Annotated in this window: 14 protein-coding genes; 2 read left to right on the forward strand and 12 right to left on the reverse strand. The window is 62.4% G+C overall.

Annotation, left to right across the window (positions count from 1 at the left end; translation table 11 throughout):
• The first annotated feature begins 55 nt into the window (after nt 1-55).
• Nucleotides 56-2,704, forward strand: coding sequence for a hypothetical protein (locus OOT33_RS00860; RefSeq protein WP_307748084.1), 2,649 nt, complete (start codon nt 56-58; stop codon nt 2,702-2,704).
• Between the two features lie 6 nt (nt 2,705-2,710).
• Here the strand turns inward: OOT33_RS00860 and OOT33_RS00865 are convergent, their stop codons facing one another.
• Nucleotides 2,711-3,550: a helix-turn-helix domain-containing protein gene (locus OOT33_RS00865; RefSeq protein WP_307748085.1), complete on the reverse strand. Its 840-nt coding sequence runs from the start codon at nt 3,548-3,550 to the stop codon at nt 2,711-2,713.
• Between the two features lie 161 nt (nt 3,551-3,711).
• Here OOT33_RS00865 and OOT33_RS00870 point away from each other — a divergent pair, with 161 nt between their 5' ends.
• Nucleotides 3,712-3,852: a hypothetical protein gene (locus OOT33_RS00870; protein ID WP_307748086.1), complete on the forward strand. Its 141-nt coding sequence runs from the start codon at nt 3,712-3,714 to the stop codon at nt 3,850-3,852.
• Between the two features lie 93 nt (nt 3,853-3,945).
• On the opposite strand, the gene OOT33_RS00875 is transcribed toward OOT33_RS00870, so the two are convergent.
• The 11 genes from OOT33_RS00875 to OOT33_RS00925 form a co-directional block, all read right to left on the reverse strand.
• Entirely contained in the window at nt 3,946-4,725 is a 780-nt protein-coding gene (locus tag OOT33_RS00875) for an SDR family NAD(P)-dependent oxidoreductase (protein ID WP_373690469.1), read from the reverse strand.
• 19 nt (nt 4,726-4,744) lie between these two features.
• Nucleotides 4,745-4,918 carry a hypothetical protein gene (locus OOT33_RS00880; protein WP_307748087.1) on the reverse strand — a complete coding sequence of 58 codons (174 nt, stop codon included), beginning with the start codon at nt 4,916-4,918 and terminating at the stop codon, nt 4,745-4,747.
• A gap of 4 nt (nt 4,919-4,922) precedes the next feature.
• On the reverse strand, nt 4,923-5,288 hold the full coding sequence (locus OOT33_RS00885; protein WP_307748088.1) for a response regulator: 366 nt from the start codon (nt 5,286-5,288) through the stop codon (nt 4,923-4,925).
• A gap of 37 nt (nt 5,289-5,325) precedes the next feature.
• Nucleotides 5,326-6,735 (reverse strand): ATPase domain-containing protein, encoded by a 1,410-nt coding sequence (locus OOT33_RS00890; protein WP_307749258.1) that lies wholly within the window; start codon nt 6,733-6,735, stop codon nt 5,326-5,328.
• A 181-nt stretch (nt 6,736-6,916) separates the two neighbouring features.
• Nucleotides 6,917-8,941 (reverse strand): response regulator, encoded by a 2,025-nt coding sequence (locus tag OOT33_RS00895; protein WP_307748089.1) that lies wholly within the window; start codon nt 8,939-8,941, stop codon nt 6,917-6,919.
• 139 nt (nt 8,942-9,080) lie between these two features.
• The gene (locus tag OOT33_RS00900) at nt 9,081-9,857 is read right to left on the reverse strand and encodes a sulfotransferase (RefSeq protein ID WP_307748090.1); all 777 of its coding nucleotides are present in this window, start codon (nt 9,855-9,857) and stop codon (nt 9,081-9,083) included.
• A gap of 13 nt (nt 9,858-9,870) precedes the next feature.
• On the reverse strand, nt 9,871-11,184 hold the full coding sequence (locus OOT33_RS00905) for a glycosyltransferase (RefSeq protein WP_307748091.1): 1,314 nt from the start codon (nt 11,182-11,184) through the stop codon (nt 9,871-9,873).
• Nucleotides 11,181-12,683: a glycosyltransferase gene (locus OOT33_RS00910; RefSeq protein ID WP_307748092.1), complete on the reverse strand. Its 1,503-nt coding sequence runs from the start codon at nt 12,681-12,683 to the stop codon at nt 11,181-11,183. Before OOT33_RS00910 ends, OOT33_RS00905 begins: the two co-directional genes overlap by 4 nt.
• Nucleotides 12,680-14,323, reverse strand: a complete 1,644-nt coding sequence (locus tag OOT33_RS00915; RefSeq protein WP_307748093.1) for a tetratricopeptide repeat protein — start codon at nt 14,321-14,323, stop codon at nt 12,680-12,682. Before OOT33_RS00915 ends, OOT33_RS00910 begins: the two co-directional genes overlap by 4 nt.
• Entirely contained in the window at nt 14,320-15,684 is a 1,365-nt protein-coding gene (locus tag OOT33_RS00920; protein ID WP_307748094.1) for an HlyD family type I secretion periplasmic adaptor subunit, read from the reverse strand. Before OOT33_RS00920 ends, OOT33_RS00915 begins: the two co-directional genes overlap by 4 nt.
• On the reverse strand, nt 15,653-17,848 hold the full coding sequence (locus OOT33_RS00925) for an ABC transporter transmembrane domain-containing protein (protein WP_307748095.1): 2,196 nt from the start codon (nt 17,846-17,848) through the stop codon (nt 15,653-15,655). The genes OOT33_RS00920 and OOT33_RS00925 overlap by 32 nt, the downstream gene beginning before the upstream one ends.
• Nucleotides 17,849-17,967 lie beyond the last annotated feature (119 nt).

A 17,967-nucleotide genomic window follows, 5' to 3' on the forward strand; every position in this document is an offset into this window, starting at 1 on the left:
CGGGCGGGGCAGTGCTCCGCCCAAGCCGCCCGTCGTCAGCCGCTCCGCGAAATCGATGTCTTTAGCTCCCGCCTGGATATGGCGGCTACTGAGCCTGTGTCTGGCGTTTACCCTGTTGATGGGTAGTTGCCGGGCGATGGCTCGGACGCCCGATGCCGACGATGCCGTGCTGTTTGATGTACGGCTCGGCGACCTGCGCCTGGGCAACGGTATACGCGGCTATGCCTTGGCGGACGGATACTGCGTCGATTTCGAGGACATTGCCTCCGCGCTTGACGTCGCGGTGCGGATCGATCCCGGCAGGCGTCACGCATCGGGCTGGGTGTTCGACGAATCCTATTTGTTGTCGATCGATCGGGATGCGGGCAGCGTTCGTCATGCCGGGCAGACCATGGCGCTGTCTCCCAAAACAATCACCGACGCCGACGGCGGCTGGTGCGTGGAAACGCGCGCGCTGGCACGGTGGTTCGGCATTGAACTGAACCCAGACCCTCTCAACGCGGTCCTGCATGTGCGGTCGGAGCGCATTCTGCCCGTTCAGGAAGCCATTGAGCGAAAGGCGCGGGCCGAACGAATTTCCGGACAATCGGAAGCCGACGCGACCGCTGATCTGCGCCGTATCCTGATGCCCTATCGGCTATGGCGCACGCCGAGCGCGGATGTTACCGCCGGCCTGGCGCGAGCGGATGGCCATCGATCGGCACGATACGAGGTCTTTGCGGCTGGCGAGGTCGCGTGGATGTCTGCCGAGAGCAGGATCGCGTCGAACTCCCGCGGGAAACCGAGCGAATGGCGCAGCTTGTTCTATCGCAATGATCCCGACGCGCAGTTGCTCGGCCCGCTGAAGGCCACCAGCCTTTCGCTGGGCGATGTCAACAGCTCCGGAACGCCCCTCGTCTCGCTCAACAAGCTGGGCAGGGGCATCGCCGTTTCCAACAGGCCACTCAATCAAAGCACCCGCTTCAATGCCATCACTCTGCGAGGCGATCTGCCCCAAGGTTGGGAAGTGGAACTCTACCGCAATGGCGAACTGCTGGCCGTGTCTGGCAGGGAGAGTGCAGGCCGCTATCTTTTTGCCGATATCCCCTTGTTATATGGAAGTAATTTTTTCGAGGTGGTGCGCTACGGTCCGCAGGGTCAGATCCGCAGGGAAAGGATCGTTCATGAAGTGAGGGGCAATGCCGTGCCACCGGGGAAATTACGGTGGTGGACCAGTACACATCAGGACGACCGAGATCTGATCACGCTGACGCGACGGCCCAACATCGGAGGGCGATGGCGCTATGGGGGAGGGGTCGAATATGGCCTGGACCTGAGGACGTCACTCGCCGCCAATATCCAGTCGCTGGTGTTGGACGATGTACGGCGTACGTATATGCAAAGCGAATTGCGCCGCGCCTTCGGCGCTTTTGGCGTTTCTGTGATCGGCGCGGCGGAACGAAAGAAGGGCAAGGCTGCGCAGTTTGCGGTTCTGGGAAGCCTGGGCGGCTTTCGGCTGGACGCGAGCGCCATCGTCAACCGCGCGCTGCATTCCGAAGAAACGGAGGAGACGACCCGGCGCAGCCAGCGGATTTCCATCGAACGCGCAGTGCGTCTCGGCAGGCTGTTGCTGCCAATACATTTCGACCTTGCGGAGCTGAAATCCGTCAGTGGCGCGCGCAACCGGATATGGGGAGGGCGGGCCTCCTATTCCGGCCGGAGACTCTCACTTACGATGCAGGCCCGCGCCGTCCAGAGCAAGGCGCCGCAAGAGCCATATGGTCCCCTCGATACCAATGTTTCGCTTTTTGCCAGCGCCCGCCTCAAGGCCGTGACCGTGCGGGGTGAACTGGACTATCATTGGGGCGAAGGCATTCAGACCACCCGCCTGTCTGGCGAGTGGGCGCTGGACGAACGCCGCCAGCTGGCAGCCGAGGCCGCCTATGCTTGGCGCGAGCAGCGGGTATCCTTCCGCGCGGCCTATACCCAACAGTTTGATAAAATTGGGATTTCAGCCAATGCGGGGGTCACCGGAAAGTCCGGGTTTTCCGGAGGGATCGAGCTGATCTTCAGCATCGGCAGGCGTGGCGGATGTGCGAAGGGCGGCCTGCTTTCTTCCAGTCGAATTGCGTCCAACGGATCGCTTGCCGTTACTGTGTTTCGAGATGACAATGCGGACGGGGTGCAGGACGATGGCGAACCGAACATGCCCGGCGTAGGAATTCTGCTTGCGAAGCAGCGGGTTCCGGCACCAGAGGGTAATCGCTCCGGCCCCTCATACATTTCCGGGCTGGCGTCGAGCCAGCCGGTCAGCGTTGGCATAGACACTGCGACATTGGTGGATCCTATGTTGGATCCGGCGGAAAAGGCGGTGAGGGTGGTGCCGCGCAAAGGGCTTACATCCGCAGTCAAACTCGCTGTGGTGCCGACCGGTATCATCGAGGGAAAACTGACCGATATGGACTTGAACGCGGCACCGCGCATCCCGGTCGCGCTGGTCGACGACAAGGGTAAGGAGATCGCGCGCACCGTTTCGGAATTCGACGGCAGCTTCCTGTTCGAGCGTATCCGTTATGGCCACTACAGGCTGAAAATAGACGCGGTTGGTGTCATATTGGCGAGCGGTACGCGGCCGGACGCTATCGTTCTTGATGGTCAGAAGCGCGATATCCGCATGGGAGCGCTCAAGCTTCTACGCAGCCCTGTGCGCCTCAGCAGTCGATAGCTTTCCTTAGCGTGCCTGCATTCCGAAGACGCGCTTGAGCGTGCGCTGCATCTGCATGATCGTGGAAAAGCCGGCCCCGGTGGCTGCCGTCTCCAGGCTGGCGCCCCTGCGCAACAAATCCTGAGCCCTTTCCGCTCGTGCCTGTGCTACGTCGCGCATCGGCGTTCGTCCGGTGGCATCCTTGTAGGCGCGGATGAAGTGAAACCGGCTCAAACCCACGAGGTTCGCCAGATCCTCAAGCCGCAGATCTGAATTGAGGTGCCCTGCCATATAGTCGCGTACCAGCCGAACCTTGGTCGGAGCGAGGCTGGCGGAAGGGCGCGGTGTGGGCCGCGCATCTGCGAAAAGTTCGAGCATCAGCAGGTCGCTCAACGCCTCGGCAATGAGCGCGTCACCCGCTTCGCCATTCAAGATCCTCCGCTTAAGCTTCGCCATTGTGTGCTCCGCCTCTGCTGAGCGAAAATAGACACGCGGTTCGCGCCAATCGGTCTTTGCCCGCAATGGCTCGGGAAGGGCGTGGTTCTCTATATAAAGCGCGGTAACGGACTGGGCTCTGTCCTCTGTGTGGCACCAACCCTTCGCCTCCGTGCCTGGCGGGAAATAGGTTATCAGCCCCCTCAAATCCATTTGCTGTATGTTTGCACCGCCCTCAACGAAGAATTCCCCATCCTTCAGGACGAGATCGTGCAGGGCGATGTAATGCACCCCTCCGGAAACAGTAAATTCATAGGCTGTCTGCCGCGGTATTCGGATATGTTCTATCGTAATGCCTGATGCGGGCAATATCGCCCTGCGAAGGGGGCGATCTTCATTGACGTAGAAATCCAAGGACTGCGCTGCCGTCATCTATAGCCCTTTAACCTAAACCTTTATTATGTAGCCCGAAATTTCGTCGCAACAGGCATTTGCGACGAATAAGCGGCGTGTGAAATCTACAGAAATTGCCAAATGTGGCAAGTTGCTGGCGGGGGCGACGATAGAGAAGGCTCTGCCCAAACGGTGGGTGTGTGCTGGTAGCGGAGGAGGGGTGCGACTGCGCAGTGCTGGGCGTCAATCCGGGCACCGAAGCAGTCGATCAGCTCGGTGCAGCGTTGCAGGGTGTGGGCAAGCCGCTCGGAATGATCCCCGGCTACTCCTCTGCGCAATAACCGGCCCTGCAGAAAGGCGCGTCTTCAGTCGGCAAGCCGGTCACCATCGCTGCGGTGAGGGGGTGGCATCGCATGGCCCCTCAGGGTCTCAATTTAGTCCTCGCCGCTTCCCGGTTCGGCCATCTTGCGATGCTGTTCGGCCAGCACGGATTGCGGGATGACACCTGACGCAGCCACCTGCAACTTGTTGGAAATGCCGGAGACGATATGCCCTTTGCCCTCAAGCAGAGCATTCCATCCATCCCGCGCGACCTTGGCAGGGTCGGCTTTTGCATCCTGACCGACCTTGGTATCCAGCATCCCCGCCCGTGCGAAAAATTCGGTCTCGGTCGCGCCGGGCATCAAGGTAGTCAAGGTGACCCCTTCTACATCCTTCAGCTCGTTGCGCAGCGCCTCAGTGAAATTATCGACGAACGCCTTTGTGGCATTGTAGACGGCGTTGAAGCTGCCCGGGATGTAGCCGGCGATGGACCCGGTGACCAGTACCTTGCCCTGATTGCGCGCAACCATGTCGCGCAACACCTTTTGGAGCAGATAGACCGTGCCGGTCACATTGGTGTCGATGGAGCGACGCCATTTCTGGACATCCTGATCGAGGAAGGCGCCGCCCGTTCCCACACCGGCGTTGGCACACAAAACATCGATCGGCTGGCCGTTGGTGGCTGCCAGCAGCCGGTCCACGCCCTGAAACGTCGAAAGGTCTGCCTCGATGGATTGCACGTTCACGCCGTGCCTGTCCAGATCTTGCGCCGCCGCATCGATCAGCGGTTCGTCGGCTGCTATCAGCAGATCATAGCCATCGCGCGCGGCGATGTGCGCCAGCTCGAAACCAATGCCGGTAGAGGCTCCTGTGATGATGGCGAGCTTGGTCATGATAGATCGGTCCTTATGGTCAAACGCCCAACTTGCTCACATCGTGTTCGACGCCGGAGAGGACATGCTGACTATTGATGGCGGAGGTTTGCGCCGCCTTGATGACCGAACGGTCGGGCAGGCGGAATGTGCCGCGCCCACTACTCCGCTGTCCGCAAACGCCGCCCGTATCGTCGCCTGGGATACCAGGCACAAGGCTATCCCTTGGTTTGACCGCCCAATTGCTCAACGGCGTCGAGGATTGTGTCCAGCCGATAGGGCTTGTCCAGCACCAGATCGAACAGGTCTTGGCGATCGCGCGCGATCGCGCCCTGCGCGCCGCTGACCAGCAGGATGGGAAGTTTGCGCAGCTGCGTATCCGCCTTCAGCGCTTCCGCCAGCTCAAGGCCGGTCATGAGCGGCATCATAAAATCGGTGATGACGAGATCGGGGGTCTGCTCTCGGATCAGCTGGAGCGCGGCGGCCCCGTGCGCGGCAGCGCGCACCTGATGGCCTGCCTCTTCCAGGCTGACGACCAGCATATCGGCTATGAGGAACTCGTCTTCAACGACGACGATGTTCATACCCACGGCTCCTGACGACCAAGGCGGATATGCCGCTTCAAGAGGTGAGAGGCCCTGCGAGGCCGGTCGAAACACCTGTCGCCGGCTCGAACGGCCCGCAAATAGCGAGGCCATTGCCATCGATTATCACCTCCTGCGCTGCGGCGTCACAGGAGCGGTCCCGCACTTTGAGGACCGACAGCAAGCGCCGGTATTGAGAGCGGAACTCGACATGGCGCATCATGATGAGATTGTCGAGCAGGCTGGAGATTTCCGGCCCGGGAGCAGCCACTTCTTTCGCGAAAAGATCGCGCTGTTCCCAGGTGCCGACGGTCGTTACATTGCGGGCGCGCAACTCGTTGGTCAGCGCCGCGAAAAATTCCACCAGCCGGGGAGGGTGGACTGCCGCGCGCTCGAACCCGCCCAGTGAGTCCACGAACAGCCGCTTCACGCCGCGCGCCGAAACTGCGTCGAGCAACCGATAGGCAAGCTTGTCGAGAAGATTTTCGGTTAAGGGTTGCCACAAAATTTCAAGGTCTCCGTTGTCTATGGCCCTCGCAAGATCGAGCCCGAGAGCCTTTGCTTTCAGCAGGATACGATCAGGTGTCTCATAAAAGCCGAACAGCAGGCCGGGTTCCGCCGCGCACGACGCAGCGAGGAAGTTTATTCCGAAGGATGTCTTGCCGCTTCCCGAAGGGCCGACCAGGAGGGTTGTCGACCCCTGGGGTAGTCCACCACCTGTTATTCCGTCGAGCCCCTCGATATTGGTGGTGAGCGGTCTTGGATCTGGGAAGTCGTCGACGGAGGGGGTGCCGAACGCGGCCTCTATTCGAGGGAAGAGTGCGATGCCCTCCCCCGTGATCTCATACTGGTGAAAGCCTCCTAGCGCAGCACTGCCACGCGACTTACGGACGCGGGCGCGGCGGACAGTGCGGACGCCGACCAGCTCCTCGTGCAGCTCCAGCACGCCGTCGACCATGGTGTGCTCCGGGCTGTTATCCTCCATTCGTGCGCTGGTGAGGAACAGGACGGTGCAGCCCGCGAAGGCGGCCTGGCTCTGGACCTCCGCCACGAAAGTCTTCACGTCCAGGTCGGTTTTCGCCTGATCCCTGGCGTTCAACAGCCCGTCAAACACGATCAGCGAGGCTTCCCGCTTTTTGGTTTCCTTCCTCAGCAGGCTGACCACTGCGTGCAGCCCCTCTTTGGAAAGCGTCTGAAACACACTGAGATAGGTGACCTTTTCTCCCAAATGGCGCTTGTCGAAAAAGGAGAGGGTGGAGAGCGATTGGAACAGCCGGTCATGCGTCTCTGCCAGCAGGGTGATGTAAAGAACTCTCCGGCCGGATTGCGCGGTAGCGAAGGCAATCTGGTTGCCGAGGATCGTCTTGCCCGCTCCGGGCTGACCCTGCACGATATAGGATGCCCCTTCCACGAAGCCCCCTCCCAGGATCCTGTCCAGTCCTGGCATTCCCGTCGACAGCCTCGGAAGCTCTTGGGTCACTGGCACCTCGTTTAATGTGGGCCGGCTGCGCCAGGCCAATGCATATGTCGAAACAGCGGCAGGCGGGCCGCAGTCTCATGTTCCAGTATCGGCAGGGCAGGGTCGATGCAATGCCAACGCGACAATCTGATTTGGATTTCAAGTACCTTCAGCGCCCGACAGCCTTGTTGACCGCATCGAGAAGCTGATCCGAACTGAACGGCTTTGGCAATATGGGAGCCGCAACCCCGGAAGCGGCGAGCGCCTGCGTGTCGGAAAAGCCCGAGATCACGAGCGCCTTGAGATCGGCGCGTACCGTGTGAGCCTGTCGAAGCATTTCCGCGCCGTTCATGCCCGGCATCGCAAAGTCGACGATGACGAGGTCGAACGGCTCGGCCGTGAGCGCGGCCAGAGCTGTTGTCCCGCGCGACACCGAGTCGACCGAATGGCCGGCCGCTTCCAATAGCCGCGCCGTTGTCGCTCGTACGGCAGGATCGTCATCGACCACGAGCAGCCTCAGCGGAAAATCCTCCAAGAACCGATCGGCCCGCGCAGTCTTGGCAGGGTCCGGATGGGGGCTCGGACATCCTGGCAGGCGCATCGATACCGTCGTTCCTCTGCCAGGCACACTGTCGATCGTTACGGAGCCGCCAGACTGCTGGGCCAGGCCGAGCACCTGCGCCAGCCCGAGGCCGGTGCCGCGACCGACCGGCTTGGTGGTGAAGAAGGGTTCGAGCGCCCGCCGCCGGGTCTCTTCGTCCATGCCTGCGCCTTCGTCATGCATCCGGAAGAGAATGTCGGGCGGGTTGAACCCGTTCTCGTTACTTACTGCCGCTATCGCGAGCCTGATGGTGGCACCGGGCGGCGACGCGTCGCGTGCATTGAGCGCGAGGTTGAGGAGCGCCAGTTCCAGTTGGTTGGGGTCGCTCGTTACTCCCTGAGCCCGCGGGTCGACCTCCAGTTCGAACATGTGGTCGCTCGCGAATGCCCGCTCGACCAGAGTGCTGACGTCCTTCGCCAGCGCAGCCACATCGATCGGCACAATCTGCAGCTGTTGACGGCGGGAGAAAGTGAGGAGCTGGCCGGTCAGCTTGCCCGCGCGCTCGGCCGAGGCCAGGGCGCCCGCTGCCAGCTTGCGCCCACGCTCGTCAAGGCTTTCCCGCCGGTGCAACATATCGAGCGCGCCGACTATGGGGGTGAGGAGATTGTTGAAGTCATGGGCGATGCCGCCTGTCAGCTGGCCCAGTGCCTCCATCTTCTGCGTCTGTTGCAGCCGCTCGGTCATCCGCCGTGACGCATTGATCTGGCGCACAGCAGAGCTGATCAACAAACCCGCCAAAACCAGCGATAATAAGCCGGCTGCGGCGAGCGAGGCGATGAATTTTCTGGTGGGCGCATCGATGTAGTTTGAGCTGAGCGCCACATGCGCGCTCCAGCCGGTCTTGGTCGACCGTGTGAACGCGGTATAGTTTTCGAACCCTTCAAGCGTGATGCCCCGATAGGTGCCCGCCCGCTTGCCCGAGAATATCGCCTGCCGCAGATAAATGGAACCAAGTGTCCCAAAGCGACCATCGTTGTCCAGTGTCCGGGCAATAAATCGGCCGTTCGGACCGTTGAAGGCCGAAACCTCGAAAAGCTCTCCACTCGGGGGCAGCAGCTTCAAGAAAATCGTTGAGTCGGTGAGCAGCGTGAACACATAGGCGTCGCCCGCGCTATCCGTGACGCCCATCTCGAACATCAGGCACAGGCAGCCGCCCCCGCGTGCGTAACCGACGAAAAGCGGTTTGGAAGAGGTTGCCCCGTCGGCAGTCCGCGTGACACCGTCCGGCTTGATCCCGGCGGAAAGGAGGACCTGACCTTCCTTCCCAGAGCGGACCTCCAGCCCCCTGATATCGGCGTTGAACGCGGCAAGTTCTACAAACCGCGATGCAAGCCTCTGCCAATCTGCATTTCTGGTCGATTGGGCGGTGGCAAGCACCTGAAGGACGGTGCCGATCCGCCCTACCTCGCCGTCGGCTGCGACTATCAGCTGTTCGGCTACGGCGGATACTTGCGATTGGGTGGTTTCCCGTTGCGCCTGCGCGGTGAAACCTACCTGAAAGATAACAAACAGGATCAGCGGCACGAATGCCGCCGACACAATCAGCCATATCGACCGCCGCGACGATTGCCCTGTTCCGGTATTTTTGGTCATGCTCGTGACCAGCGATAGAAGATCGAAGTGCCTCTGGCGAGGCAATAAAGCAACGATCTCAATAAGCTATCGGCCAGCCGACCCTGCTCGGCAGGTCAGCCGCTCCGCGAGCGTTAGGATGCAGGCGCCTTTTGGTGCCTTATGCCTCGAAGTAGCGCTCCAGCCCATAGCCGAGCGTGCGACCGACATGGGAGGTTATCTCGACGAAGCGGCGCTTGTCCGTCTCACTCCAGTGCATGTCGCTGAGCTTCAGGAACTGGGTAAGGTCGCGGTCCTTGTTTGCCTGGGGGCGCTGGGAGAGGAGATAATTCTCGACATAGGCGATCTCCTCCGCCTCAAACTCGAGATAGGCGCCGATCTTGTTGGCGGCCGCAGCCGGGTCTGCCGCCATCTCGTGAAAGTTGATCTCCAGAAAATCCTGCCCCATGTCTTCCAGCCGCTGGCGGGACGCGAACCAGGCCTGATGGCAGTCGGTCCATTCGCGGGCATGATTTTCGAGCGACTGGTCCGGGAATTTCTTCACCTTCGACTGGATGTTGTCCACATGACGGCGCGAGCAATGGATGAACTTGGCGTCGCTGTGATAGGTCGCCAGATCGGGCGCTGCGAGGATAGGCGCGATTGTGGGCGTCTTGTCGACGATGTAAGTGGCCTTCCACTGATCGGAAAGATAGGCCTCATAGCCCCCGATCAGCGAACGGATCAGTTCATCCGCCTTGAGGCCAGAAAGCCCGTTGCCCGGCACGTTTGCGCCGATGCCCGACTGGCCGTTGCGGCGGACCGAGGCGATAATTTCGGACAGGATGGGGACGAGGTGCCCCTCGCCATAGCCCTTGTAGCGGGTGCCCGCTATGGCGTTGCGCAACGCCGAGGTGCCGGATCGGGTGGACCCGAGGATATAGAGGATCGTGGTCATGGGAGCATCCTTCCTATCCGGCGAGCGCGATCTGCGGCCGCGCCTGGGCCGGTGTCATGAGCGAATGCGCAAGGTCGACATGGCGCGACCAGGCGAGATCGAGCGAGATTTCATCCTCCACCTGAGCGGAGATCGAATCCCACAGGGCGGCGTTGCCGATGCATTGCGTCATCAGCTGGGAAAGGCCCGACACGCTGCCCGGTGCGAAGCTGAGGCCGTTGCGGCCGTGCTCGATCCGCTCGATCAGGCCGCCGGCGCGCGAGGCGAGGATCGGCCGACGCGCTTCCCATGCTTCGGATACCACCAGCCCGAATGTTTCAGGCCAGACCGAGGGCACGACCACCCAGTCGACGCTGTTCATGAGTTCGAACACGTTTTCACGGGAGTAGGCGCCCATCTCGGTTACGCGCAGGTTTTCGGGGGCGTTGTCGAGGGCTTTTTCTATGCGGAGAAGATAGTCCGGGCTGGCGTGGCTCTTGTTGCCGCCGAAGATCTTGACCTCGACCGGAGTGTCGGACCCTTCCGCCGCGACGCGCGCCGCCTGTAGGAGCACGTCTATCCCCTTAGCGTCGACAAACTGGCCGAAGTAACCGAAAACATTGAGTTTTTCGCTGTGAGTTGCCTGCCAGCCCGCCGGGCGGCTGGTGCGGTGGCCGTTGGGGATGACCGACATCTTGTCACGCGGGATGCCCCATTCGATGAACCGCTCCGCCAGATAGGCGGACGGCGACACGAAATGATCGACTTTGGAAAAGGCGCGCTGGAAAAACCGCTTGCGCAAGGTGAACTCCTCCGCCGAGCGGCCGGGGAAACACTTCACGCACTGGTCGGGCGCGGCCTGATGGCAGATCGCCCGCTCATGATAGCGGAACAGCTGCCCCTGCGAATAGCACATGGCCAGATATTCGTGCAGCGTGTAGATGATCTTCACATTGGGCAGCACCTTGCGGCACAGCTCGATGAATTCCAGCCCCACCCAGAGCGAATGATGGATGTGGATCACATCCGGCTGGTGATCTTCCAGAAAGCGCGCGAGCATCTTGTTGCGGCGCGGATCGTGGACGACATGATAGAAATCGTCGAACTTGAAGCCGCCGAGGATATACTCGTTCTCGGTTTCCGGCAGCGCGCTGATGACCGAGCCGACCTTGACATATTGCGGGAACATGCGCCCGTCGATCCCGGCGAGCAGCACGGCATCGAAGTCTTCGCCCGCCGCCGCCATGTCGTGCAGATCCTTGGCGACATATTGCGCGCCGCCCTTCATCACGCGGGGGTGATAGAGCGCGACGGTGAGGTATTTCGGTTTGGCAGTGGGCAGTGTCATAGCAGCGACTGATCCATCAAAGTGTCGACGACGTGCGGGGTATCGGCATAGGTTTCCGAGAAGTGCGCGCGGTTGAGCCACATGAAACTGCGCACGTGCGGGGGCATGGATTTGCCGACGCCCTCCATGTGGATCCAGCGGGCGCTGGTGTCGATCGTCACCGGCACGCCTTGTTGCAGGGCATCCAGCCCGAAGGCGGCGTCTTCGTAATAGGCATAGATGTAATCGGTCGAAAGGCCGCCCATTTTGGCGAATTGTTTCTTGCGGATCTTCCACAGGGCGGCGCTGGGAATGCATATCTGCTGCGGCACGCCTGCCATCGCCCGCGCGAGCGACTGCCGGTCCGCATCGATATCGAGCGTCAGGCCCTTGCCGAAATGTTCGACGCGCAACGCGTGGTCAATGCCGGTGCTGGCATGGCTCACCAGATCCTGCACCACATACATGCCCGAGTGCATCAGCAGGCCGTCGCCATAATAGAGCATCGCGCCGTGCAACCCGTCACCCGGATCGCTCAGCAAAAAGCCGAGCGAGCCTTCGGCATTGTCGAGCGGGGGGAACACGTCCGGGTTCATGAAGATGAGCACATTGCCGCGCGCCACGCTCGCGCCGAAATTATTGCCTGCGGAAAAGCCCGAATTCCCGCTGCAGTTGTAGAGCGAGATGGCGATCGGGTGGATCTGGCAGAAGGCCAGCACCTCCTCGGCCAGCGTGGCGGCGTTGTCGACCTCGTTCAAAACGACGATCACCTCGATCGCCGCACGCTCTAGAAACTCGGCGAGTTCCGACAATTGCACCAACAGCATGTCCGCCTTGCGATAGATGGTGATGACGATGCTGCTGCGCACCTTGCGCTCTGTGTCGAGCGCGAGGATGCGGGAGAAGGTCATCCCGTCGATCACCCGCTGCCAGATCGGCAGGAACTGGCGGTGCAGCCGCTTGGCCGAGCCGAGAGTCTCGCCGATCGGCCGATCCGAGAGAATTGCGCAGGCGCCCATCGCCTGTTGCAGGAAGCGCTCGGGCGAAAGCCAGCGCGCCGCATTCTGCCGGTGAAGCGCCACGCCGTTGACGAAGACGGTGAGGGCGGAGTGGATCAGGAACGGCTCCGCCTCGTCCACCTTGAGCAGCGCGAGAAAACCGGAGGGCCGGTCATGATCGCCGAGCACGTTGTTGACGTCTACCCGGTCGTACCAGCACGGCGCGGCGTGGGGGAACCGGTATTTGACATAGCCGACCTGCACCGTGATCTCGAGCGTTTCGAAGATGCGGCGATCGGCCCAGCCGGTGATGAAGAAGTCGCCCTTGTCCGAGCAGAGCACGGACTCAATGTTCACATAATCATTGAGGTGGATGCCGCGTCGCTCAAGGATGCCGAATTCCTTGAAGTGGTTGAACACGGCGTCACGATCCCGGCCGCTGAAATACTCGGCGAGGTCGGAGTTGCTGGCGATATAGTCATCGAAGCTGAATTCCTTCAGCACGTCGGTCACCATGTTCATGGGGCGAGAGTCTCCAGTTCTGGCTGGGTTTCGGCGGCGGGCTGGTCTGCGGGCGCGGGGCTGAGGGCCATGGCGCGCTTGTGCCAATGGTCGGCCTTGGCGTCGTCGCGCGCGACATACTCGCCGTCGCGATAGAGGTTATGCAGCGCCCAGAGGGAAGGGCCGTGATCTCGTGCCGCAGCTTCCTCCAGCAACTCCAGGCCGGAGCGGGCGTCGGCAGGGGCGGGGTCAAGCCCGCGCAGGCGCAGGAAGGCGAGGTTGAACAGGCCGTCCGCAGAACCAAGTTCGGTGGCCTGGTGATACTGACGCGCGGCGGCGGCATAGTCCTCGCGCCCGGCGTGGATGATGCCGAGCTGGATGCAGGCGGCGTGGCTGCCGCGCGCGGCAGCGTCTTCAAGCAGCGTGATAATCTCCGGCGTGTCGTTGCCCGCGTCCAGCATCAGCATCGCGATGTGATAGGGCGCATCGATGCTGCCAGCTTGGGCGGCTTGCTTGAACAGGGCGATGGCGGTGGCGCGGTCAGCTGTCACGCCGCGCCCTCCGGCGGTGAGCGCGGCGAGCGCCTCAATCGCGGGCAGCAGATCCTGCTCTGCCGCCTGTCTGATCCAGCCCAACGCCTTCTCGTCATCCTGCGGCACGCCGAGCCCCGCGAGATAGAGCTTGCCGAGCAGAAACTGCCCGACGGGGTCACCCTGTTCCGCCGCCTCGCGGAACACACTGGCGCCGGAGATATAATCGCGCGGTTCCATTGCTTCGGTGAGCAGGAAGCCCAGCGAGAGCGTTGCGTTGCGGTTGCCGCGCACGCTGGCCCGGCGGAACCATGTCTCGGCGGCGCTCACGTCCCGCGCGGTGCCTCTGCCATCGCGATAGAGGCTGCCCAAGTAGAGCATCGCCTCCACCTGGCCGTCTTCGGCGGCGCGGGTGAGCAGGCGGAAGGCGTCGGCATCGCTGCCCTGTTGCGCGTGGCCGTCTATGATGAGCAGGGCGAGCGCCATGCAGGCGGCGGCATCGCCCGCCTCGCTCGCCGCGCGGAACCAGCGCTCGGACTGGTCGGGCCGCGCCTCGGCATCCTCGCCGCCTGCATAGAGCATGCCGAGGCAGCGCTGCGCGAACACATTGCCCTGCTCCGCCGCCGCAAGAAACAGTCGCTCCGCCTGCGCGCGGTCTGCCTCGACCCCGAGGCCATAAACATATTGATAGGCCAGATGCGCCTGACCCGTCGCCAAGCCTGCGTCCGCAGCCTTGCGGTTCCAGTGCGCGGCTTGATCATGGTCGGGCTGGACGGAGAGCAGGCCGAGCAGGCGGTGGGTGCCGCCAGTGTCCCCCTCGACAGCGCGCTGGCCGCGCCCGGCGAGATAGAAGTCACCAAGCTTCGCCCATGCCTCGGCATGGTCCAGGTCGGCGGCACGTTGATACCACTCCAGCGCCTGCGCGAAGTCCTGCAGCGCGCCGAGGCCATGCTCATAGACCTCACCCAGGCGGTACATCGCGTCTACATTGCCGGCGTCTGCGAGGCGGCGGGTTAGGGTGATCGCGGTTGCGAAGTCCTGCCGCCCGAAGGCCGCGTCGAGATCCGCCGGTGTCGGCAGCGGCTCCGGCTTGGTACGCTTGAGGAAGAGGTCTTTGAGGTTCACCATCATTGCGGCTCCCGCATGGCTTCGACCGAGGCGCGCTGTGCGCCGCTCAGCAGATAGGAAAGGATCGTGCGCTTGCCGACGAGTATGTCTCCGTTCAGCGTCATGCCCGGGATGAGACGGAAGTCGCTCGGCACGTTGGTGAGCCTGGCGTTTTCGATTCGCACCCGCACCTTGAAGAAGGGCGCTGTCTGGCGGCCGTCGCGGTCTTGCGTGAAGCTGCCCTCGCTGATCGAGGAGACGACGCCCTGAGCCGTGCCATGGCGGAGGAAATCATAGGCGTCGAGCTTGACCGTGACTTTCTGGCCGCGCTCGATAAAGCCGATATCCTTGGCGTTGACCGCGATCTCCGCTTCCAGCTTGCCGCGGATCGGCGTGATCGTGAACAGGGGCTTCTGGCTCTGGCCCGGGTCGATGATTGAGCCGATCGACGCCTCGCCGATATCGAGCACGACGCCGTCCTCGGGCGCTACGAGGTTTACGAAATCGCTGAACTTGCGCGCCTTGGTGGCTTCGCCCTTGTCGTCATTGAGCTGACGCCGCGCGGTGGCGAGCTGAAGCCCCGCGTCGTTGCGCCATTTGCTGACATAGGCTTCGCGCTGGGCGCGCAGGGCGGCGATCTCGCTGCGGATCTGGGCTGCCTCGTGCTGGCTTTCCTTCATCTGCCGCTCGACCGCCGTGCGGTCCGACGTCGCGATCATGGTGTTTAGCTTGGAGCCGAAGCCTTTCGCCTCGAGCTCGGAGCGCATGTCCCTGATCCGCGTGGCGATGGCGAGCTGCTGGCTGTAGTTGCCGGCATTGGTGCTGGCGCGCCCTTCCGAGGTCTTGAGCGCCATGATGCGCGCGTCGAAATCGGTGAGTGACTGGCGCAGCTCTGCCTGCCGCTGGTTGTAGATGCTCATCTGCAGGTCCGAGTCCGCGTCCCGCCGGGAGGGGCTATAGGCGCGCCCGTCGACCTCCGCCTGCAGCCGCTCGACCATCGCCCGGTTGGCGACGCCGCGCATCTCATATTGCTCCAGATTGGCCTTGGCGAAAGTGGGATCGAGGGTGGCGAGGATCTGGCCCTTGCGCACGACATCGCCCTCGCGGACCTTGATTTCCTTGACGATCGAGCGGTCGAGCGGCTGGACGAACAGCGAGCCTTCCAGCGGCACGATCTTGCCCGAGCTTTCAACGACGCGATCGAGCGGCACTACCGCCATCAGAAGGATGGACAGCAGCAGCATGCCCGACAGCACATACATGAAGCTGAACGAGCGGTTGGGCAGGGTGCGCGCCAGCACGGCCTGCGTTTCCGACTGGAAAACCGCGACCGCATTGGCTCCGCCGCCCGTATTACTGATGATGAGGGATCGCGATGCGGTCAAAATTCGTCACCTCAATTGAGCGGTTTTGCGTGTGCCACATGTGCTGATAGATCTCGTTGCCCTGCAGCAGCTCGTGGTGGGAGCCGATGGCGTCCAGGCGCCCCTTCTCGAGCACCAGGATCTTGTCTGCATCGACAAGCATGGCGAGCCGGTGTGACACGCAGATGATCGTGCGCCCTTGCGCGATGCGCATCAGGTTGGCGTTGATGATGGCCTCGGATTCCGCGTCGAGCGCCGAGGTTGCCTCGTCCAGGATCAGGATCGGCGGATCGAGGATCAGCGCGCGGGCGATGGCGAGCCGCTGGCGCTGGCCGCCCGAGAGGTTCGCCGCGCCTTCGGTAAGCAGGGTGTCATAGCCCTGCGGCAGGCGCTCGATGAACTCCTCCGCCCCGGCGAGCTGGGCGACGCGCACGATCTCCGAGAAGGTGGCATGCGGCTTGGCGATGCCGATATTCTCGCGGATCGTGCCGCTGAACAGGAAATTCTCCTGCCCCACCACGCCGATGCAGGTGCGCAGGTGCTGAAGGTCGATCTCGCGCAGGTCCATGCCGTCGATCTTGATGATGCCCTCATACTGGTTGTTGAGGCCCTGAAGCAGGCGGGTGATCGTCGTCTTGCCCGAGCCTGAGCGCCCCATCACGCCGAGGAAGGTGCCGGAGCGCGCCTCGAAGCTCACGCCGTCCAGTGCCTGCGGCGCGCCGGGGGCATAGCGGAAGCTGACGTCCGAGAAGGAGATGTTGCCGGAGATCGGCTGGCGCAGGCCGGTGCCGATACGGGTCAGCTCCGGCTGGGCGTTGACCACCGAGCCGACCTCGGCGACCGCTTCCTTGATCTCGCCATAATCCTGCATCAGCTGCGCGAGCTGGATGATCGGCTGGGTGGCGCGGTTGCCGAGCATGATGAACGCCATCAGCGAGCCTGCCTGAAAACTCGCCGGATCGACCAGCGTGAGATAGGCGCCGAGCAGGAAGGTGCCGGAGAAGATCAGCCGCTCGAACGGCAGGGAGAGCGTCTGCGGGATGTTGGCAGTGCGCCCCAGCTCATAGCGCGCATCGACGGACTGGGCGACGCGCGCGTCCCACTCGCCGCGCCTGCGCCCCTCCAGCGCGAGCGACTTGATGGTCTTGATGCCGTAGATGCTCTCGACCAGATGGGTGTTCTTGCGCTGCTCGGCCGCGACGACCGCCTTGAAACGTCGGCCGATGACCTCTGCATAATGATAGACGATGAAGGCGAGCACGCAGGCGAGGCTGAGCACCGTCAGCGTGAGCGCCCAGTTGAGCACGAACAGGATCGGCACCACGATCGCCACCACCACGAGATCAAGCGCGGTCTGCAGCAGCTTGCCGGTGAGGAAGCTGCGGATCTGGTAGATCTTGGCTAACTTGGACTGGATGAGGCCGGTGGGGTTGCGCTCGAAAAAGTCGAGCGGGAGGTTGAGCATCCGGTCCAGCAGATAGAGGCTCAGGCGCCCGTCGATGCGCGTCGCCATCACCTCCATATAGAGGCGCCGGGAGTATCCCGCGATCATCTCGAACACGATGAGGAGCACCACCGCGCCGCACATCACGGTCAAGGTCGAGTAGCTGTGGTTGACCATCACCCGGTCGAGCACGATCATCGAGAGGATCGGCGGGAACAGCGAGAAGACGGTGGTGATGATGGACGCAAGGCCGATATCGCGCAGCAGCGTCCGTTCGAGCAGCAGTTGCGAGACGATCCACCGCATGCTGAATGGCTGCACGCTGTCTGTGAGCTTATAATGACGTTTGGCGAGGATTACCTCGCCGGTGCAGAGCCGCTCGAACCGCTGTTGATCGAGCGCGATGTCGACGGAGTCCGGCCCGGCCTCGGCATCGCGCGCCAACAGGATCGGCCCCTGCGGCGTATCTTCGACCAGGCCTTCGAGGATCAGGAAGCTGCCGTCACGCAGGCCCAGCATCGCCGGGAACGCGCCCTGCAACTGGGTGATGGATGCCCACTCGATCTGGAGCGGGCGCAGCTCTATTCCCAGCTCGCGCGCCATGCCGACGACAGTGTCGAGCGGCACGTCCGCGTCAACGAGCGCATAGGATCGCCGCAATTCGTCCTCGGTCGTCTCGATTCCCGTGCGGGCCGCGACATGGACAAACGCGCTGAGGAAATAACCGCAGTTCAGCTTCATCAAACCTATCTCTTGTTCGCCGGACCGGGACTTCGAGCGTGCGATTCCGTGCAAGACGTGTTCGCTGTGGTTCTAGAGAAGTGGAATTAGGAAAGTCTTGGGGTTTGAGGTTAATTCCC

The sequence above is a fragment of the Sphingobium sp. DEHP117 genome, assembly GCF_030867385.1.
Lineage (GTDB): Bacteria > Pseudomonadota > Alphaproteobacteria > Sphingomonadales > Sphingomonadaceae > Sphingobium.

What these genes read in the sequence shown, in the direction of transcription:
- OOT33_RS00860 (WP_307748084.1), top strand. Translation starts at nt 56, where the DNA reads ATGTCTTTAGCTCCCGCCTGGATATGGCGGCTACTGAGCCTGTGTCTG.
- OOT33_RS00865 (WP_307748085.1), bottom strand. Translation starts at nt 3,550, where the DNA reads ATGACGGCAGCGCAGTCCTTGGATTTCTACGTCAATGAAGATCGCCCC.
- OOT33_RS00875 (WP_373690469.1), bottom strand. Translation starts at nt 4,725, where the DNA reads ATGACCAAGCTCGCCATCATCACAGGAGCCTCTACCGGCATTGGTTTC.
- OOT33_RS00885 (WP_307748088.1), bottom strand. Translation starts at nt 5,288, where the DNA reads ATGAACATCGTCGTCGTTGAAGACGAGTTCCTCATAGCCGATATGCTG.
- OOT33_RS00890 (WP_307749258.1), bottom strand. Translation starts at nt 6,735, where the DNA reads ATGCCAGGACTGGACAGGATCCTGGGAGGGGGCTTCGTGGAAGGGGCA.
- OOT33_RS00895 (WP_307748089.1), bottom strand. Translation starts at nt 8,941, where the DNA reads ATGACCAAAAATACCGGAACAGGGCAATCGTCGCGGCGGTCGATATGG.
- OOT33_RS00900 (WP_307748090.1), bottom strand. Translation starts at nt 9,857, where the DNA reads ATGACCACGATCCTCTATATCCTCGGGTCCACCCGATCCGGCACCTCG.
- OOT33_RS00905 (WP_307748091.1), bottom strand. Translation starts at nt 11,184, where the DNA reads ATGACACTGCCCACTGCCAAACCGAAATACCTCACCGTCGCGCTCTAT.
- OOT33_RS00910 (WP_307748092.1), bottom strand. Translation starts at nt 12,683, where the DNA reads ATGAACATGGTGACCGACGTGCTGAAGGAATTCAGCTTCGATGACTAT.
- OOT33_RS00915 (WP_307748093.1), bottom strand. Translation starts at nt 14,323, where the DNA reads ATGATGGTGAACCTCAAAGACCTCTTCCTCAAGCGTACCAAGCCGGAG.
- OOT33_RS00925 (WP_307748095.1), bottom strand. Translation starts at nt 17,848, where the DNA reads ATGAAGCTGAACTGCGGTTATTTCCTCAGCGCGTTTGTCCATGTCGCG.